This is a genomic window from Streptomyces fodineus, from assembly GCF_001735805.1.
Classification (GTDB): Bacteria; Actinomycetota; Actinomycetes; order Streptomycetales; family Streptomycetaceae; genus Streptomyces; species Streptomyces fodineus.
On sequence record NZ_CP017248.1, the window covers coordinates 1,794,097 to 1,811,439 of the forward strand.

Sequence of the window (17,343 nt, forward strand, 5' to 3'; positions counted from 1 at the left end):
ACGGGAGCAATACTCATGGAGGCAAGGCACCATGGTGCGCAACTCTGAGTCGGGCATTCCCATCGAGCCGGTCTACGGACCCGACGCGCTCACCGGATGGGATCCCGCGACACGGCTCGGCGAGGCCGGCTCGTACCCCTTCACCCGCGGGGTCTACCCGTCGATGTATACGGGCCGTCCGTGGACGATGCGGCAGTACGCCGGCTTCGGCACGGCCGCCGAGTCCAACGCCCGCTACAAGCAGTTGATCGCCAACGGCACCACGGGGCTGTCGGTCGCCTTCGACCTGCCCACCCAGATGGGCCACGACTCCGACGCGCCCCTCGCCCATGGCGAGGTCGGCAAGGTCGGCGTGGCGATCGACTCGATCGACGACATGCGGGTGCTGTTCGGCGGCATCCCGCTGGACCAGGTGTCCACGTCGATGACCATCAACGCACCGGCCGCGGTACTGCTTCTGCTGTACCAGCTCGTGGCGGAGGAACAGGGCGTCCCGGCCGAGCGGTTGACGGGCACGATCCAGAACGACGTACTCAAGGAGTACATCGCGCGCGGTACGTACATCTTCCCGCCGAAGCCGTCCTTGAGGCTGATCGCCGACATCTTCAAGTACTGCAGGGCCGAGATCCCGAAGTGGAACACGATCTCGATCTCCGGCTACCACATGGCCGAGGCGGGCGCGTCCCCCGCGCAGGAGATCGCGTTCACCCTCGCCGACGGAATCGAGTACGTCCGTACGGCGGTGGCGGCCGGCATGGACGTCGACGACTTCGCCCCGCGCCTGTCCTTCTTCTTCGTCGCCCGCACCACGATCCTGGAGGAGATCGCCAAGTTCCGTGCCGCCCGCCGGATCTGGGCGCGGGTGATGCGGGAGGACTTCGGCGCACGGAACCCCAAGTCGATGATGCTGCGCTTCCACACCCAGACGGCGGGCGTGCAGCTGACGGCCCAGCAGCCGGAGGTCAACCTGGTCCGCGTCACCGTCCAGGCGCTGGCGGCGGTGCTGGGCGGCACCCAGTCCCTGCACACCAACTCCTTCGACGAGGCCATCGCGCTGCCCACGGACAAGAGCGCCCGGCTGGCCCTGCGCACCCAGCAGGTCCTGGCCCACGAGACCGACGTGACGGCCACGGTGGACCCCTTCGCGGGCTCGTACGCCGTCGAGCGGATGACCGACGAGATCGAGGCCGCGGTGCTGGAGCTGATGGGCAAGGTCGAGGACCTCGGCGGCGCGGTCGCCGCGATCGAACGCGGCTTCCAGAAGAACGAGATCGAGCGCAACGCCTACCGCATCGCCCAGGAGACCGACGGCGGCGAGCGGCTGGTCGTCGGCGTCAACCGCTTCCAGCTGGACGAGGAGGAGCCGTACGAGCCGCTGCGGGTCGACCCGGCCATCGAAGCCCAGCAGGCCGAACGCCTGTGCAAGCTGCGCGCCTGGCGGGACGGCTCGCGTGTGGACGAGGCGCTCACCCGGCTGAGGAAGGCCGCCGAGGGCGCCGACAACGTCCTGTACCCGATGAAGGACGCCCTCGCGGCCGGCGCCACCGTCGGCGAGGTGTCCGACGCGCTTCGTGACGTGTGGGGCACGTACGTGCCCACCGATGCCTTCTGAACCCGCAGTGGGAAAGGGTGACACAACGATGCACGACCAGATCCGGATCGTCGTGGCCAAGCCGGGCCTCGACGGCCACGACCGTGGGGCGAAGGTGGTCGCACGGGCCCTGCGCGACGCCGGGATGGAGGTCATCTACACCGGTCTCCATCAGACGCCCGAGCAGATCGTGAACACCGCGATCCAGGAGGACGCCGCCTTCGTCGGGCTGTCCGTCCTGTCCGGGGCACACATGACGGTCTTTCCCCGGGTGATCGAACTGCTGCGGGAACGCGACGCGGCGGACATCGAGGTCTTCGGCGGCGGCATCATTCCGGCAGCGGACATCGCACCGCTCAAGGAGCTGGGGGTGGCCGAGATCTTCACTCCGGGAACGCCGACCGGCAGGATCGTGGACTGGCTCCGCGACCGGGCCGAGGGCAGGCACCGATCCTGACGGCGCGCCAACTGCTGCCGGGCGCGGGGCACTTCCGCCCCGTATAGTCGTGCCCAGCCGCATTCGCCCCCCCCGGCCGGAGGTTCCACGTGACCGCGTCGCCCCTCTCAGACCAGGTGCACGCCGGCCAGGCCATGTACCGGCCGTCGACCCTGGCCATGTACGACCTGGTGGCCTTCAAGATCAACTGCCGGTTCCTCTTCCGGGTCCCGGTGTCCGAGGTGGTCGCCATGTTCGACCGCAACATCTCCCCGGACCACCTGGACGTCGGCGTGGGCACCGGCTATTTCCTGGACCACTGCCGTACGGCACCGCGGCAGGCCATCACCCTGGCCGACCTGAACGAGCACTCGCTGCGCCACGCGGCCCGGCGCCTGGCCCGCTTCGAGGTCAGGACGGTCCGGGCCAACGCGCTGGAACCGCTCCCGCTTCCCAAGGCGGCCTTCGGCTCGGCGTCGACGAACTTCCTGCTGCACTGCGTGCCCGGCACCATTCGCCAGAAGGCCAAGGTGCTGGACCACGTCGCGGCCTGTGTACGGCCGGGTGGGCGCGTCTTCGGCGCGACCGTGCTCAGCAAAGGCGTACCGGTGGGGACGGCTGCCCGGGCCGCCTTCTCGGCGTGGAACTGGCGCGGCGTGATGCACAACGCCGAGGACAGCCTCGAGGACCTGCGCACGGAGCTGGCCGCCCGTTTTCCCGCCCACAAGCTCTCCGTCCACGGCTGCACCGCGCTCTTCGAGGCCGACGTCCCCTGACCCCCTGACCGGGGTCACCCCGTGCCGAGACCACCGACGCCTTCGTGCTTCCTCGTCACTCCGTGGCCCCCTCCCCCAGCGCCGCGGCAAGGTCGTCGACTTGCCGGGCGGTGAGGTCCGCCGGCTCCGGTCCGTGGCCGGGAGGCGGCGTCCCTACGCGCCGCGCACCAGCCGCTCCAGCGCCGCCCGGGCCCGCGCGTCGGACCGTGCGCGGGCCGCGACCGCGACCGCGAGCTCCCGTACCCACTCGTCGAGCGCCACCGGGCGCCGCGAGAGCACCACGCCGCGGACCTCCTTGCACACCTCGCCCTTGGGATGCCCGCCCGCCAGGTCCAGCACGAGACGCTGCTCGCCGAGGAAGACCTCGACCCGCTCGACGCGGCCCTCGCGCCCCGCGAGCCGGTCGGCCATGCCCCGCTTGCGCTCGACGGACACGGAACCCGGCGGCAGCGCCTCCGCGAGCGTCCCGCCGAGCACCCGGGCGTAGACCTCCAGGTCGGCGGCGTCCCGGCGGAGCGCGGCCGTCAGCAGGTCGATGGAGTCCGATTCCGCGCCGGGCTCGAACGGGACGGGGTCGTGTGGTGAGGTCATCGCGGGGCCTCTCGTGGTGTGCGGTTGATCCGAGTCTGCTGGGCCGGGTGCTCAGCCGTCCAGGCTGAGCACCATCGTCGGGCGCTCGATGACATGGTCCTCGCGCAGGGGCCGCACGGCCGTGCCGATCGCGAAGAACTCGGTGGTGTGACCGCCCCAGCGGTGGTTGTGCGCATTGAGCTGCACGCCGACGACGCCCTCCGCCCGAAGCTCCTCCGCCTCGTGCTGCATCCGCGCCATCGCCAGCTCCCGCGCGTCGTACAGCGCCTGGGTGAACTGCTCGATCTCCACGTTCTTGCCGAGGTTGGAGAACATCTGCCCCATCCGCTGGTGCGCTATGTGGTAGACGCAGGTGCCCATCACCATGCCGAGCGGGGCGTAGCCGGCGCGGATGAGCGTCCAGAAGTCCTGGCCATTGAGGTCCGAGGTGAACGGCTGGCCCTTGACGTTGCGCCAGCTGCCGCCGTTGCCGCCCGGCGCCGGGTGATCGGCCTTGACGGCGGTGCCGACCGCGATGAACTCCGCGATGTCGCTGCCGAATTCACGGGCCTCGACGCTCAGCCGCACGCCGACGATGCCGTCCGCGCCCAGCTGGGCCGCCTCCGCCTCCATGCGGGTCATGGCCAGCTCGCGGGCGTGGTACATGGCTTGGCTGAGCGTCGTCAGCTCCTGGTTCTTGCCCCAGCGGCCCAGCTGGATGCCCACGTGGTAGATCGAGCTGCCCAGTACGAGGCCGATGGGCCGGAATCCCGCCTCGCGCACGAGCAGGAACTCATTGACCGACAGGTCGCTGGTGAAGATCGAACCCGGCTTGCCCGGCTGCAGCTCGGCCAGCCGCCGCATCGCGTCGGCTGGCACGCCCTGGGCGGACATTCCCTCAGGAGTGCCGTCGGCGGGGTTGAAGACGGTCATGAACGGGTTCCCCTCATCGCATGTCGGTGGCGGTGCGACGCATGGCCCGCCGGCGTCGTTCCGGGTCGAGCGGCATCACGGTGAGTGTGCGGGGCGGCTCCTCGCGTGCCGTGAAGCGGGCGACGGTGGTGCCCACCAGCGTCGCCTCGGCCACATGGTCCTGCTGGTCGTCGTTGCTCCTTCGCATGCAGGGTTCGCCCCAGATGCGCAGGTCGCCCGTGGAGAGGATCACGCCGTCGCCGCCCCGCCGCCCGCTCTGCGCCCGCAGGTGCGCACGGGCGTCGCAGCGCACGGCCTGGACGAGCTCGCTCCAGCCGCTGACCTCGGTGTTGCTCCACGAGCGCGTCTGTGCGCGGGTGGTGTAGTCGTCGTGGCGCACGCCGACGGACATCCCGTACAGCAGCTCGACGGGGACCCAGCCCGCGGTCACCAGCTTCGCGAAGCCCCGGCCGTCGAGGTGGCAGGTGAACGGCTGCGGTGCCCGTACCGTTCCCGCCGCACGCACCGCGGTCCCGATCACCTTGAACTCCAGGCAGTTGGGCTGTGCCGCGAAGGGCGCCTCCGTCAGCTGTGCCGCGACGACGCCGTCGCCGCCGAGGGCCGAGCACTCCGCGGTCATCCGGTCGAGGGCCGAGCGGCGTGCCCGGTCGAGCACTTCGACGAGCGCGGCGGACGGGGCACCCCTTCCGGAGAGGGCTACGGGCGCCGGGGCGCTGCTGAAGGCGTACTGCATGCCCCCGTAAAAACAGTCGTGATAGCCCCAGTACCGGCCGCGGCGGCCCACGTGGTAGACGGCCGACCCCATGACCTGACCCACCGGTTCGAACCCCACGGCGCGCAGGGCGGCGAACTCACCGGTGGACAGTGCCGAGGACCACGTTCCGCTGCCGCGCACCTCCGCGATGCGCGCGGCTGCCGCCGGAGGCAGCCCGGCTCCCGTCCATTCCCCGCTCATGGACACCAACTTCCCGCCTCGTGTCCTGCCCAAGGGCATAGCGGGTCGAGTCTATGCCCGGCGGACTCACCGGTGGCGGGCGCCGTCCTCGAAGCGGTCGCCTCACTGCCGTCGGCCCGCCGCACGGGAGCGGTGGCCGGTCGTCGGACCGGCGGTGCTCTCCCGGACCAGGAGGGAGCTGCGCAGCACCACGGTGCGCAGCGGGTCACGCTTCCCGGCGATGCGGTCCAGCAGCAGGTTGGCCGCTGTCCACCCCAGGTCGTACGAGGGCAACTGCACCGTGGTCAGGCTGGGCCGCACCAGCGGCGCCCAGGGCACCTCGCCGAACGACAGCACGCCGATCTGCGGTGATTCCAGGCCGGCCTCGTGCACCGCCTGCAGCGCCCCGACGGCCATCAGGTTGTTGGCCGCGAAGACCGCGTCGGGCCGCTGCGGCGCCGCGAGCAGGTCGGCCATGGCCCTGCGCCCGCCCTCGACCTTGAAGTCGGCGTGCCGGGTGTAGTCGCGCAGCAGGTCGACGTCCTGGGCAGCGGTACCCGGGTCGTCGTCCAGAAAGTCCTGGATCGCCCGCCGGTAGCCTGCCAGCCGCTCCTGGGAGGTGGAGGCGCCCTGCGGGCCGGTGATGCAGGCGATCCGCCGGTAGCCGCGAGCCAGCAGGTGCGCGGTGGCCGCTTCGCTGCCCTCCTCGTTGTCCATCAGTACCGCGTCCACCTCGGCCCCGCGCAGGCGGCGGTCCACCGCGACCACCGGGATGCGGCGGCCTTCGAGGGCGGACAGGTCGGTGCGGCTGCGTGACGCGGCGGCCATGATGACGCCCGCCATCTGCTCCGCGACCGCGATGTGCAGGTAGCGCCGTTCCTTGTCGACGTTCTCGTCGGTGTTGCACAGCACCACCGGGAGGCCGGTCCGCTGGGCGGCATCCTCGACGCCGCGGGCCAGCGCGGTGAAGAACGGGTTCTCGATGTCCGGGATGAGCAGTCCGATGACGCTGCTGCGCTGCATGCGCAGCGAGCGGGCGACCCGGTTGGGGGCGAAGCCCAGCTCGGCCGCCGCGCGCCGGACCCGTTCGGCGCGCTCGGCCGTGACGCGACCGCCGTTGAAGACCCGGGAGACCGTGGCCGGGGAGACTCCGGCGGCCTGGGCCACGTCATTGATCGTCGTCATAGGTCCTCCGACCCCTCATGGCCACCAGGGGCCGCATGCGCGGGGTGCCGGGTCGATGCCGCCGCGCTGCGGCCGGCTCGTACGCGGCTCTTGACACCCTTCAGCGGCAAACCCTACGTTTCGCTGAAAAGGATTTCAAGGTCCGGCCGAACCCCCTACCACTGTGTGTAGGCCCCTACTCGGCCATCACACCCTTCATTGAAAGAAGACAGTGTGGGAATTTGTGAAATCGATTTCTCGCACAACCTGTGCACCATAGGGAGGTCTGCGATGGCGCGGATGAACGCGGACGGCGCGGCATGAGCGGCACACCGCCCGCCCTGCTGCGAATGCTGGGCATCAGCAAGGAGTTTCCGGGTGTCCGGGCGCTCGGCGGCGTCGAACTGACCGTCCACCCCGGCGAGGTGGTGGCGCTGCTCGGCGAGAACGGCGCCGGCAAGTCGACGCCGCGCCGCCGGATCCGGCCAGGCGTACGTGTACGTCGACGGCACGAAGGCGGCCACGGTGGACCTGAAGTCCTCCACCACCCTGTACCGGCAGGCGATCTGGACCAGGACCTGGTCCGGCGGCGCCAAGCACACCGTCAAGATCGTCGTGCTCGGCACCAGCGGCCGTCCCACCATCACCACGGACGGTCTCGTCTACATCAAGTAGCTGACCGCGGTGCCGAGTCCGGTGGTTGCGCGACACGCCTACCACCGGACGGCCGCCGGGGCCTGAACACACCGCCGCCGCTACGTTGCGGGTTTGGTCAGCAGTAGTTCGGTGTTGTGGTCGGCGGCGGTGCCGATGCGGGTGGCGGGGGTGGCGTAGGGGTCGTTGTAGGCGAGCTCGCGGTAGAGGGCGGCCAGGCCGCGGTCGGACGTGTCGGTGAAGTCGGTCGCATACGGTGCCGCGGACTCGATGAGCGTGGTGAACAGCGACAACGTGCCGTCCTGGTTGTCGGCGATCTCGACGATCCGGGCGTGGTGCGGGTAGTCGACGTGGGAGGCGGTGTTGATCTCCCAGAAGGCGCGCTCGGCGACGGTGTGGCCGTGCGGGATGATCCGGTTGGTGTGGGTGTGGCCGTTGACCCAGGCCACGACGTTCGGGAAGCGCTGGAGCAGCGCGACCAGTTCGTCGCCGCTGTGGCGGCCCTCGAAGGGGTGGTACGGGTCCGGGAGCAGGTTGCCCATCGTGCCACTGGTGTGGTGGCTGAAGACGACGACGAGGCGGCCCCCGGATCCGCCGCGCACTACCTTGCCGTCGCTGTCGTACCAGTGGCCGCTGTGCGCCTTGAGGACCGACTCCAGCCAGTTCAGCTGTCCGGTGCCGAGTGAACCGTCGGCGAATCCGGCCCGGTTCGTGGTGTCGAGGCTGATACCGAGGACGCCGTCGGCGAGGTCGAAGGTGTAGTAGAGGTGTCCGCTGCCGACCGCGTCCTGGGTGAATCCGTGGCCGACAGGGCCGGCGCCGGTGTATGCGGGGTTCAGGTGGGCCTTGGCGAACTCGGCGGGCGTGAACGGGTGGCGGCGCTCGTCGGGGGTGACGGTGCGGATGGAGCCGCCGTCGGCCAGCAGCCGGCTCAGCAGGATCACGGCCTCGCCGGGGTCGTGCAGCAGGGCGTCCGCCAGCTTTGCGGCGGTCGCGTCGTCGCAGCCCTCGACCTTGCGCGAGCCGGTGTACAGGTCGCCCAGCAGGCCGAGGTCGGGCAGGCTGCCCTCGATGCTGTCGTCGTGGTTGCCGACCGTGGTGTACCAGGGGACGCTCAGGCCGGGCGCGTCGAAGGGGCGGATCGCGCCGGACAGGAAACCGGGTATCTGCGGCAGTCCCTTGGCCTTGTAGGCGTCCTGGAGGGACGCCTCGGGGTTCCAGTACTGCGCGCTGCCGGAGTTCTGCACGCCCTCGTAGCGCGCGAGGTCGCCGCTGTCCGGGGTGATGCGGCCGCCGCTCATGACGGTCAGGTACCAGTCGAGTTCGATCCGCTCGTGGTTGTCGGTGTTGTCGCCGGTGGCCATCACCAGGCTGAACGGCAGCCCGGTGTACGGGCCTTGGCGCACCGCGTTCACCCGCTCGACGAGCGATGAGGCACCCCTCACGGTGAGCGTCTCCTGCGGGCGATGCGCGCTGTCGATGAACCGTGCCAGGTACTCGAAGCGCACCGGCGACTCGGTGTCCGTCAGATGCAGGTCGGTGAACTGCACGAAGGAGGCGAGCCCGGTGCGGCGGTCGTCCCGCCCGGATGCCGCGCCGGCCAGTTCGGCGCGCACCACCAGGGGCCAGCCGGGGCCCGCCACCAGCCGCTTGTACGCCCCGTCGCCGACGGGCGTGGCCGCCTGTTCGAGGGTGGTGCCGTCGATACGTACGGCTCGCGCCGCCGTGGCCGCCAGAGCCTCGTCCTGCGCCAGCGCCCGGCCCGGTGTCAGCACCGGCCACAGCGCGGCCGTCGCAGCCGCCGAAGACATCCCGGTCACGAACCGACGCCGACTGATCCCGCTCATCAATCCCCCTGTCCTCGACGGCACTTGAGCCTCGCGCCCGAGTGCCGGACGCATCCGCCGCGCCAGCCTTACTGACGAGTAGTCGTGTGTCCAGAGTGTGGTGGGAAACGGAGGGGAAACAGAGGGAGCGAGGGTTAGCCCGCCGGAATGATTCACCGGCGCCGCCGGGTGAACCGTGCACGGTGGCCCCGCGTCAACGGCGGGCACCGGCGCTCGGCGGTTAGCGTCGGCTCCTGTGCCGCTGACCTATGCATTCGTGAACCTCAAACCCGGAGTGGGGAAGACGACCAGCGCCGTCTGGCTGGCCCACGCGCTGCACGCGTCGGGCCTGTCGCCGTTGCTGGTGGACAGCGACCCCGCGTCTTCCGCGCTGCGCTGGAGCGAACTGGCGGGCGGTTTTCCGTTCCCCGTGCTCGCCCTTCCGGTGGGCGACGTACACCGTCGGGTGAACGACTTCCTCGACAACCGGCGGGCCGTGGTGTTCGACGCCCCGCAGCTGGAGGACCACGCCCACATCGCCCGGGGCGTCATGCGGTACGCGAGCGAGTGGATCGTGCCCGTGACCCCGGCCCCGATCGAGCTGGACCGCATGGCGCCCATCGACCGCGAAATGGATGACATGCAGTCCCTGCGCTCCCACCCGGCCCGCGCCGCCGTCCTGCTGAACCGCACGAATCGTCCCGAGGCCACGCGCACCGGTCCCGACGCCGACGCCCGCGAAGCCCTCACCGAGCGGGGTTTCGACGTGTTGTCCACGCATATCCCGCGGCTCGACCTGTACTCCCAGTCCTTCGGCAGCCCCGTCGAGGTGAAGGGCACGGCGTACATGGATCTCGCAGCGGAGCTCATCAACCGTCAGGACGGGCCATGAACCAGCGCAAGGACACCTATCGAGCCGCACTGCAGCGCCGGCCGGACACGACGGCCCCCGCTTCCGCCCCTACCAGAGTCACCCGGCTGGACACCCGCTACCTCAAGGTGATCATCGAACTGGACCCCGCCTTCGCGCGTGACCTCACCGGCTGGGCCGGCAAGCCGCTGTCCGCGCTCATGCGCGCCGGCGAGGCGGTCCTACGACCGCTGAGGCAGGGCCGGTGAGCCGACCCGGGGTGCGCCGCCCGCGACGGCCTTCGCCCAGCCCTGCTCGACCGTCTTCCTCGCCTGCTCGAGCTGGGCGTCGGTGGGGAATTGAGGGGTTCCCTCGACGGTCGGCAGGCGTGCGGCGGAAGCGTTGTCGAGGGTGCCGTCCTTCTTCATGGTGTCCAGGAGGACCGGGCGGGCGAATCCGAGCAGGCGGAGGTTCTGGCCCTCGGCGCTGAACAGGTACTCCTGCCAGAGGCGGGCGGCCGCCGGGTGCGGGGCGTTCTTGTTGACCGCCAGCGCGAAGTACTGGGCGAAGCTGCTGTCCAAGGGGATGGAGACCCGCCATTTCACGCCCTTGCCGCGGAGCCGGTCGGCGAAGTCGAGGTTGACATAGTCCCAGTTGATGGTGATGGGTGTGCGGCCGCTCGCGACGGTTGCCCAGGTCGACGCGACAGGGTTGAGATTGCCGCGCCTGCTGAGCTCGGCGAAGAAGTCGAGACCGGGCTGGACGTTGTCGAACGATCCCCCGTTCGCCAGCGCGGCGGCGAAGACGCTGTCGAAGGCGGTGCCGGACCGGGTGGGGTCGCCCTCCAACGCCACCATGCCCTTGTAGCGGCGGTTCAGCAGATCGGCGAAGGTCCCGGGGCAGTGCCCCACGCGCCGGGCGTCGCAGCCGATGGACATGTATCCGCCGTAGTTGTTGTACCAGCGGGCTTGTGGGTCCTTCTGGTTGTCGGGGATCGCGTCGTACGCGGCGACCTTGTACGGCGCCAGCAGGTTCCCTCTCGCCGCCGCCCGCGCGAAGGTGTCGCCCACGTCGATCACGTCGGGGGCGTCCCGCCGGTGGTCCCCGCGCCGCAGTGCCTCGATCTCGTCCTCGCTGTGACTGTGGGGGCGGTCGACCGTGACCCGGATCCCGTACTTCTTCTGGAAGCCGTCGATCAGGCCGCCGTAGTCGGCCCAGTCACGCGGCAACGCGATCGCTCGGAGCGCGCCCTCCTTCTTCGCCGCGGCGATCAGCACGTGCATGCCGCCCGCATCCGCGGCGGACGTCGCCCGCGTGGGACCCGCAGGCCTGGCGGGAGGCCTGTTCTCGCATGCGCCGACACCCAGTGCCGCGAGAGCGAGGCAGCCGAGGACGGCCAAGCACCTCCGGCCGCCGGAACGAGACACCGGTGCAGCCATGCCGCCGCACACGACGTCGCCACGGGCGCCGCCAAAGACCGAAAATCGCCACCAACCGGTCATCTCCGCCAGAATACCCAGCTGCCTCCCCGGCCATCCCGACGACGCTCACAGTGCCTGCTCGTCCCAGGAACCGAGCAGGATCTCGCCGAGTTCCTCCGGGCCCGCGGTGCCGTGCGAGAGGGACAGTTCGGTCCAGATGACCTTGCCGTCGCGTGTGTAGCGGGTGCCCCAGCGTTCGGCGTACTGGGCGACCAGGAAGAGTCCGCGGCCGCTCTCGTCGGTGGCCTTCGCCCGCCGCAGCCGGGGTGAGGTGCTGCTGCCGTCGGAAACCTCGCAGATGAGGGTGTCCGCGGCGAAACCGCCGCGGGACACCGTGCGCAGCAGCCGGACGGTGATGGGCTCGCCGCCGTAGCGGATGGCGTTGGTGATCAGCTCGCTGAGAACCAGTTCGGCGGTGAAGGAGATCCGCTCCAGGCCCCACTGCGCGAGCCGGCGGCCACAGGCGGCACGCACCCGGCCCACCTCCGCCGGGTCCGGGGAGACGTGCCACTCGGCGATCTGCGTGGCGTCGAGCCGCCGGGTACGGGCCACCAGCAGCGCGATGTCATCCCTCGGCCGGTCGGACAGCATGGCCTTCATCACTGCCGTGCAGGTCCCCTCCGGGGAGCGGTCAGGACCGGCCAGGGCCTCCCGGAGGGCCTGGAGGCCGGCGTCCAGGTCGCGGTAGCGGTCCTCGATCAGGCCGTCGGTGTAGAGCACCAGCCGGGATCCCTCGGGCACGGTCAGCTCGGCGCTCTCGAAGGGCAGGCCGGTGTTCAGCCCCAGGAGCGGGGAAACGGGCACCGGGGGGAAGTCCACGGTGCCGTCGGGGTGGACCAGTGCCGGTCCCGGGTGGCCGGCGGTGGCGATGTCCAACCGCCCGGTCGCGGGATCGTAGACGGCGTACTGGCAGGTCGCCCCGGTGAGCCCGGGCCCCTCCTGCCCGGCGGTCCCTTCGGCGTCGAGCTGGGCGACCAGCTCGTCCAGCCGGTCCAGGATCTCCTCCGCGGACATGTCCAGGCCGGAGAAGTTGAGCACGGCGGTGCGCAGCCGGCCCATGGTCGCCGCCGCGTGCATGCCGTGGCCTACGACGTCGCCGACCACCAGCGCCACCCGGGCGCCGGAGAGCGGGATGACGTCGAACCAGTCCCCGCCGACCCCGAGCTCGGCGGGCAGATACCGGAAGGCGACGTCGAGGGCGGCCTGCTCGGGCAGCCCGCGGGGCAGCAGGCTGTGCTGCAGCGTGACGGCCATCGTGTGTTCGCGGGTGTAGCGGCGGGCGTTGTCGATGCACAGCGCCGCCCGGGCGGCCACTTCCTCGGCAAAGGCCACGTCCTCGTCGTCGAAGGGCGGGGAGTCCTTCGCCCGCCAGAAATCCGCCCTGCCCAGCGTCGCCCCGCGGAACCGCAGCGGAACCGCGAGCAGGGAGTGGATGCCGTGGTCGAGGATCCGCCGGGCCTGTTCAGGATCCGTCTCCCGCCAGTCGGCGCAGGCGGCGAGGTCCTTCACCAGGACCGAGCGGTCGTCCCCCGTCCCCGCGCGGACGGGGAAGGTGAGGCGATCCGCGGCCGGCCCCGCGAACGCGGCACGGCGCATCCCGGCTTTCCGCGGGGATGGCTCGTTGCCGCGCAGAACCTCTTCCAGCAGGTCGATGGTGACGACGTCGGCGAACTGGGGCACCGCCACCTCCGCCAGTTCCTCGGCGGTGCGCTTCACATCCAGCGTGGTGCCGATCCGCAGCCCGGCGTCGTACAGCAGGTTCAGCCGTTGCCGTGCGCCCTCGGCCCTGCCGGACAGTGCGCGCAGCTCGGTGGTGTCCCGCAGCGTCACCACGCTGCCGGGGGGTCCGCGGGGTGTGGTGAGCCGCTTGTTGACCGCCAGCAGGCGGTCGGACGCCCGATGGACCTCGTCGGTGGCGGGGCGTTCGGAGGCCAGCAGTCCGGCGAGGTCCTCCGCCAGTCCCAGCTCGGTGACGTGGCGCCGCTCCGCATCAGCGGGCAGGTCCAGCAGCCGGCGTGCCTCGTCGTTGGCCAGCAGCAGACGGCCGTCACCGCCGATGATCAGCACTCCTTCCCGTACGGTGTGCAGGACCGCGTCGTGGTGTTCGTACATCCGGGTCATCTCGGCCGGGCCCAGGCCATGGGTCTGCCGCCGCAGCAGGCGGCTCACCAGGCCCGACCCGCCCGCGGCGACGACCAGGGCGACACCGGCGCCGACGAGCAGCGCCGGCAGCTGCCGGTTCACACTGTGCCGCACCGTCTCCACCCGGACGGGAACGGCGACGACGGCGGCCACCGAGCCGTTGGTGTCCCGGACCGGGACCGCCGAGACCACGGACAGCCCGAGCGACCCGTGGAACGTCCTGGTGAACGCCCGGCCCTGCGCCGCCTGGGCGTAGGGCCCGATGACGAGTTTTCCGATCTGGCGGGGGTCGCTGTGGGTGAGGGTGACGCCGTCGAGCCCGTACACGATGACGGCGTCGACGTGGGCGCCCTTGCGGGCGGCCTCGGCGCGCGGTTGCAGCACCGCGGTCGGATCGGGGCCGCGCAGCGCCGCCACGATCCCGGGGGAGTTCGCGAAACCCTGCGCCGCGGCGAGCGTCTTGCTCCGGGCGGCCGCCATGCTGTCGTCCCGGGCGCGCACCACCAGCGCCGCCAGCGCGGCGGCGACGAGCAGCACGACGATCACCAGCTGCAGCAGGAAGACCTCACCGGCAAGGCTGCGCACGCTCAGCAGGGTGCGCAACCGCCACGGCGGCCTGTGCGCCGCCCCTCCCTGACCGGACGGACCGGGCGCCCGCCGCCCCGGGTGGCCCGCAGAGCCCGGGACACCTGGGCCGGCTCGGGCGGCAGCGGAGTGGGGACCGGTACCGGGCCCATGGGTCTTCCTCGGGACGCGAGGCTCTCTGCGACCCGATCGCACCGATCGGCCCCGGATTCCGGGCATACCACCTTTTTACGCTGGTGGGTGACCACACGGCCACCGGCGAGAACGGGCGTCAACGGCTGCGCCTACGGGGAAGCCGCCGGCTACCGGCCCTGCAGGACGCCCTGAGGCCGGCTGCTCGCAGAAGCGGTCAGTACCGGATCTCGACGAGCCGGCCCTCCGCGTCCGGCTCGGGCACCTCGGGAACCCGCTCCGCGATCCCGAGCGCGATCCGGTGCGCCGACCAAGCGGCGGCACCGGCGTCCAGCACGTCGTCCGCCGGGATCCGATCGGCCTCGCCGAGCTCGTCCGGGAGCACGACCCCGGCCCCGGCCAGCAGGGCGCGGCGCAGGTGCTGCCCGCGCCAGGTCTTCTTGGCGTACGCCAGTGGCGCCCGGCCGGCCATGGCGTAGAACGACATCTCGGGGTGCACCTCGTGGATGCGCTCATCGGCGAGCCAGCACGCCCGGGCCTCGGACAGTTTCGGTGCCAGCGCCCACGCCTGCCGGCTCAGTCCGCTCCCGGTGAGTACCTGGCACCGGCTTGCGGCCGCCGGATAGTCGGGCTCTTGCCATACCGGCCTCGGTGCGATCGGGAAGACGCTGCTGCGTCGCGGCCCGAGCAGCGCCCTGGCCGCGCGATCAGCGGCACGCCAGCCCTGGTCCACGAGTCCCAGCGGCATGTCCACCGCGATCGTCACCACCGCACCGGCACGGTCGATCAGCGTGCCGAGCGAGCCGTCCACCAGGCTCGTCGCGTACACGCCGTCCGTGAGCCGGATCCCCACCCACCCCTGCTTGGCACAGGCGTCGATCCCCAGGACGTCCATCTCACCGCCACACCGACTCGGACCGGAAAGCGGCAGCACCTCCGCCGCCGGCAATGAACGGTACGGCAGTCCCGGCAGGGGAGGCGGAGCGCACGTTGTCGACCAGCCGCTCGCTCGGCAACGCGAGGTATTCGCATACGGAGTTGAAGACGTCGCCGATCGCCAGCGCACGTGTTCCCCCCAGCGGTAGTCGCCGGCGCTGGACCTACTCCTGACGAAGCCGCCGCGCCGCCGGTGCCGGGCTACGGCGTCAGAGTCGTTGGGCGCGGGCGATGAGCAAGGCGACGTCGTCGTGACCGGCGGAGTGCCGCAGCCGCCGCAGGAGCCGGTCGCAGGTCTCCTCCACGGTGCCGCACGGCTCCGCCAGCAGGCTCAGGAGGTGTGCCAGACGTTCGTCGATGGCCTCGTCGCGGGTCTCGACCAGGCCGTCGGTGTAGAGCACAAGCTGGTCGTCGGGCTCCAGGTCGAGCGTGGTGGCGTCGAAGGGGACACCACCGACGCCCGACGGCAGACCGGTGGGCAGGTCCAGGAGTGCGGGCGACCGGTCGGCCCGGATCAGGACCGGGGGCAGGTGGCCTGCGGAGGCCACGTGCAGCCGGGAGTGGTGGGGGGCGTAGACCGCGTAGAGACAGGTGGCGATGTAGGGGTCGAGACCGCGGGTGATCTTGTCGAGGTGGGTGAGGACGCGGGCGGGGGCGAGGTCGAGGTCGGCGAGGGTGGAGGTGGCGGTGCGCAGGCGGCCCATGGTGGTGGCGGCGTCGATGCCGCTGCCCATGACATCGCCGACCGTGAGGGCGGTCCGGTCACCGTCGAGGGGGATGACGTCGTACCAGTCGCCGCCCACCTGACTGAAGGCGTGCGCGGGCCGGTAGCGTGCGGCGACCTCCAGGCCGGGACGGCGGGGTGGGAGCTGCGGGAGCAGGCTGCGCTGGAGGGTCTCGGCGGCGCTGCGGATGTGCTGGTGCAGGACGGCGTTGTCGATGCTCAGAGCGGCGGTCGAGGCCAGCTCGCAGGCGAGGGCGAGGTCGTCCTCGTCGAACGGCTGTGGGTTGCGGGCGCGGGCCAGGCCCATGACGCCGATGACGTTGTCGCGGGCGATGAGCGGTATGGCCATGTCGGTGTGCACACCGGCCCGGGCGAGCAGGCCGGCCTTCTCCGAGTCGGCGGCGATGCGGGCGTGGTCGCCGCCGGCCAGGTGGGTGATCAGCACCGGGGTGCGGTGGCTGCCCGGCGCCTCTACGGGTCTCGCCCGGCAATACGGCCCGCCATCCGGCGAGGGCCGCGCGCCAAGGGGCCGGGCTGCAGGGCGGTCACCTTCCGCCTACGCCTTCTGAGCGACTCGGCGGCTGTTCGAGGTGACCGGGAGCGTGGGCGCGGTCGTTGCCACCACCCCCGTGGGCGGCAACGACCACACCCCGATCACTAGAAGGTGAAACTATCCCCTTTTACTGATCTGATCAAGTGGCTAGAGTGGGTTCGCCCGCCAATCCCATGGAGTACCTGCATGCCCGAGCGCACCTTCGACGGCCGTGAACTGCGCAACCGCCGTGTGCTCCTGCGCAAGTCTCAGTCCGAGCTGGGTGCGGTCCTGGGTGTGGGCACCAACGCCGTGTCGCGCTGGGAGACCGGTCAGGCCACTCCCCCGCCCGAGCGGCTGCCCGGCATCGCCGCGGCACTCGATGCGGACCTCGACGACCTGTTTCCGCGCCTGGAGCCGCCCAACCTCGCCGACCTGCGATGCGACGCCGGCATGACACAGGCCGACACCGTGGCGGTCACCAAGACCCGGTCACCGATGTCGGTCCGCGCTGCCGAGCGTGGCAAGCGGCCGCTGCCCGAGGCGTTTCATCAGGCGCTCGCCCATGCGTACGGCGTCACCGTGCCGGAACTGCTCGCCGCTCAGAAGCGCAGCTTCGGTCACCTCGTGCCGGTGCCGGCCCCTGTGGGGGCATCGGCGACCGCGGTGGCGCACAAGCTCGCGCACCTGCGGGACGAGGTGTTCCAGGGCGCGCTGCCGTCGGACGCCGAGATCGCCGACGAGGGGAACCGCAAAGCCGGCAAGCCCGTGCTCACGGCGGCGTTGGTCGAAGCGCTGCGGCTGGGGACGTACGCCCGTCTCTCGGACGAGATCCTGGACGCCTTGGCACTGGCCCTTGATGTGCCGTCAGTGTTTTTCCACAGCCCGGATCCGCAGATCGAACGACTGGTGGTATCGACGCGCGCCGTCCGCAACAGTTTCACGGTGGAGGCGGCGCGCGGCGGCGAGCACGAGATGCCCGCCGCCGCACGAGCCGAACTTCTGGACTTCATCAGCAGCACGATGGCCGAGATCCTCGGCCCTGATTCCGACCTGCCCGGGTGAGTTTCGCCGCCC

At 71.2% G+C, this 17,343-nt stretch carries 14 protein-coding genes and 3 pseudogenes; 8 read left to right on the forward strand and 9 right to left on the reverse strand.

Annotated features, from left to right (window positions below; all coding sequences use genetic code 11):
- Positions 1-31 precede the first annotated feature (31 nt).
- The 3 genes from BFF78_RS07195 to BFF78_RS07205 all read left to right on the forward strand — a co-directional run bounded on the left by BFF78_RS07195 (position 32) and on the right by BFF78_RS07205 (position 2,803).
- Entirely contained in the window at positions 32-1,612 is a 1,581-nt protein-coding gene (locus BFF78_RS07195; RefSeq protein ID WP_069777520.1) for an acyl-CoA mutase large subunit family protein, read from the forward strand.
- Positions 1,613-1,640: 28 nt separating this feature from the next.
- On the forward strand, positions 1,641-2,048 hold the full coding sequence (locus BFF78_RS07200; protein ID WP_069777521.1) for a cobalamin B12-binding domain-containing protein: 408 nt from the start codon (positions 1,641-1,643) through the stop codon (positions 2,046-2,048).
- Between the two features lie 89 nt (positions 2,049-2,137).
- Entirely contained in the window at positions 2,138-2,803 is a 666-nt protein-coding gene (locus tag BFF78_RS07205) for a class I SAM-dependent methyltransferase (protein WP_079161176.1), read from the forward strand.
- A gap of 153 nt (positions 2,804-2,956) precedes the next feature.
- On the opposite strand, the gene BFF78_RS07210 is transcribed toward BFF78_RS07205, so the two are convergent.
- From BFF78_RS07210 to BFF78_RS07225, 4 genes are all read right to left on the reverse strand, one after another.
- Positions 2,957-3,394: a hypothetical protein gene (locus BFF78_RS07210; protein WP_069777522.1), complete on the reverse strand. Its 438-nt coding sequence runs from the start codon at positions 3,392-3,394 to the stop codon at positions 2,957-2,959.
- Positions 3,395-3,445: 51 nt separating this feature from the next.
- A complete protein-coding gene (locus BFF78_RS07215; RefSeq protein WP_227025735.1) occupies positions 3,446-4,306 on the reverse strand; it encodes a heavy metal-binding domain-containing protein in 861 nt (286 codons plus the stop codon).
- Positions 4,307-4,319: 13 nt separating this feature from the next.
- A complete protein-coding gene (locus BFF78_RS07220; RefSeq protein WP_069777523.1) occupies positions 4,320-5,261 on the reverse strand; it encodes a heavy metal-binding domain-containing protein in 942 nt (313 codons plus the stop codon).
- A 102-nt stretch (positions 5,262-5,363) separates the two neighbouring features.
- Positions 5,364-6,425 (reverse strand): LacI family DNA-binding transcriptional regulator, encoded by a 1,062-nt coding sequence (locus BFF78_RS07225; protein ID WP_069777524.1) that lies wholly within the window; start codon positions 6,423-6,425, stop codon positions 5,364-5,366.
- 299 nt (positions 6,426-6,724) lie between these two features.
- Here BFF78_RS07225 and BFF78_RS42790 point away from each other — a divergent pair.
- Positions 6,725-6,871: pseudogene (locus BFF78_RS42790) on the forward strand (ATP-binding cassette domain-containing protein); the annotation flags it as partial.
- A gap of 1 nt (position 6,872) precedes the next feature.
- Positions 6,873-7,079, forward strand: a pseudogene (locus BFF78_RS07230) (hypothetical protein); the annotation flags it as partial.
- An 80-nt stretch (positions 7,080-7,159) separates the two neighbouring features.
- On the opposite strand, the gene BFF78_RS07235 reads toward BFF78_RS07230, so the two are convergent.
- Positions 7,160-8,905 (reverse strand): TIGR03767 family metallophosphoesterase, encoded by a 1,746-nt coding sequence (locus tag BFF78_RS07235; protein WP_069777526.1) that lies wholly within the window; start codon positions 8,903-8,905, stop codon positions 7,160-7,162.
- Positions 8,906-9,140: 235 nt separating this feature from the next.
- On the opposite strand from BFF78_RS07235, the gene BFF78_RS07240 reads away from it, so the two are divergent.
- The gene (locus tag BFF78_RS07240) at positions 9,141-9,776 is read left to right on the forward strand and encodes a ParA family protein (protein ID WP_227025736.1); all 636 of its coding nucleotides are present in this window, start codon (positions 9,141-9,143) and stop codon (positions 9,774-9,776) included.
- The gene (locus tag BFF78_RS07245; protein ID WP_069777527.1) at positions 9,773-10,003 is read left to right on the forward strand and encodes a hypothetical protein; all 231 of its coding nucleotides are present in this window, start codon (positions 9,773-9,775) and stop codon (positions 10,001-10,003) included. The genes BFF78_RS07240 and BFF78_RS07245 overlap by 4 nt, the downstream gene beginning before the upstream one ends.
- On the opposite strand, the gene BFF78_RS07250 is transcribed toward BFF78_RS07245, so the two are convergent.
- The 4 genes and pseudogenes from BFF78_RS07250 to BFF78_RS07265 form a co-directional block, all read right to left on the reverse strand.
- On the reverse strand, positions 9,977-11,173 hold the full coding sequence (locus tag BFF78_RS07250) for an ABC transporter substrate-binding protein (protein ID WP_069777528.1): 1,197 nt from the start codon (positions 11,171-11,173) through the stop codon (positions 9,977-9,979). The two genes, BFF78_RS07245 and BFF78_RS07250, sit on opposite strands and share 27 nt — an antisense overlap.
- 108 nt (positions 11,174-11,281) lie before the next feature.
- Positions 11,282-13,942 (reverse strand): SpoIIE family protein phosphatase, encoded by a 2,661-nt coding sequence (locus BFF78_RS07255; RefSeq protein ID WP_227025738.1) that lies wholly within the window; start codon positions 13,940-13,942, stop codon positions 11,282-11,284.
- 349 nt (positions 13,943-14,291) lie between these two features.
- Positions 14,292-14,969 (reverse strand): DUF429 domain-containing protein, encoded by a 678-nt coding sequence (locus BFF78_RS07260; RefSeq protein WP_069777529.1) that lies wholly within the window; start codon positions 14,967-14,969, stop codon positions 14,292-14,294.
- A 250-nt stretch (positions 14,970-15,219) separates the two neighbouring features.
- Positions 15,220-16,182 (reverse strand): annotated as a pseudogene (locus BFF78_RS07265) (PP2C family protein-serine/threonine phosphatase); the annotation flags it as partial.
- Between the two features lie 291 nt (positions 16,183-16,473).
- Between BFF78_RS07265 and BFF78_RS07270 the strand changes: the two are divergent.
- The gene (locus BFF78_RS07270; protein ID WP_069777530.1) at positions 16,474-17,331 is read left to right on the forward strand and encodes a helix-turn-helix domain-containing protein; all 858 of its coding nucleotides are present in this window, start codon (positions 16,474-16,476) and stop codon (positions 17,329-17,331) included.
- Positions 17,332-17,343: the final 12 nt, after the last annotated feature.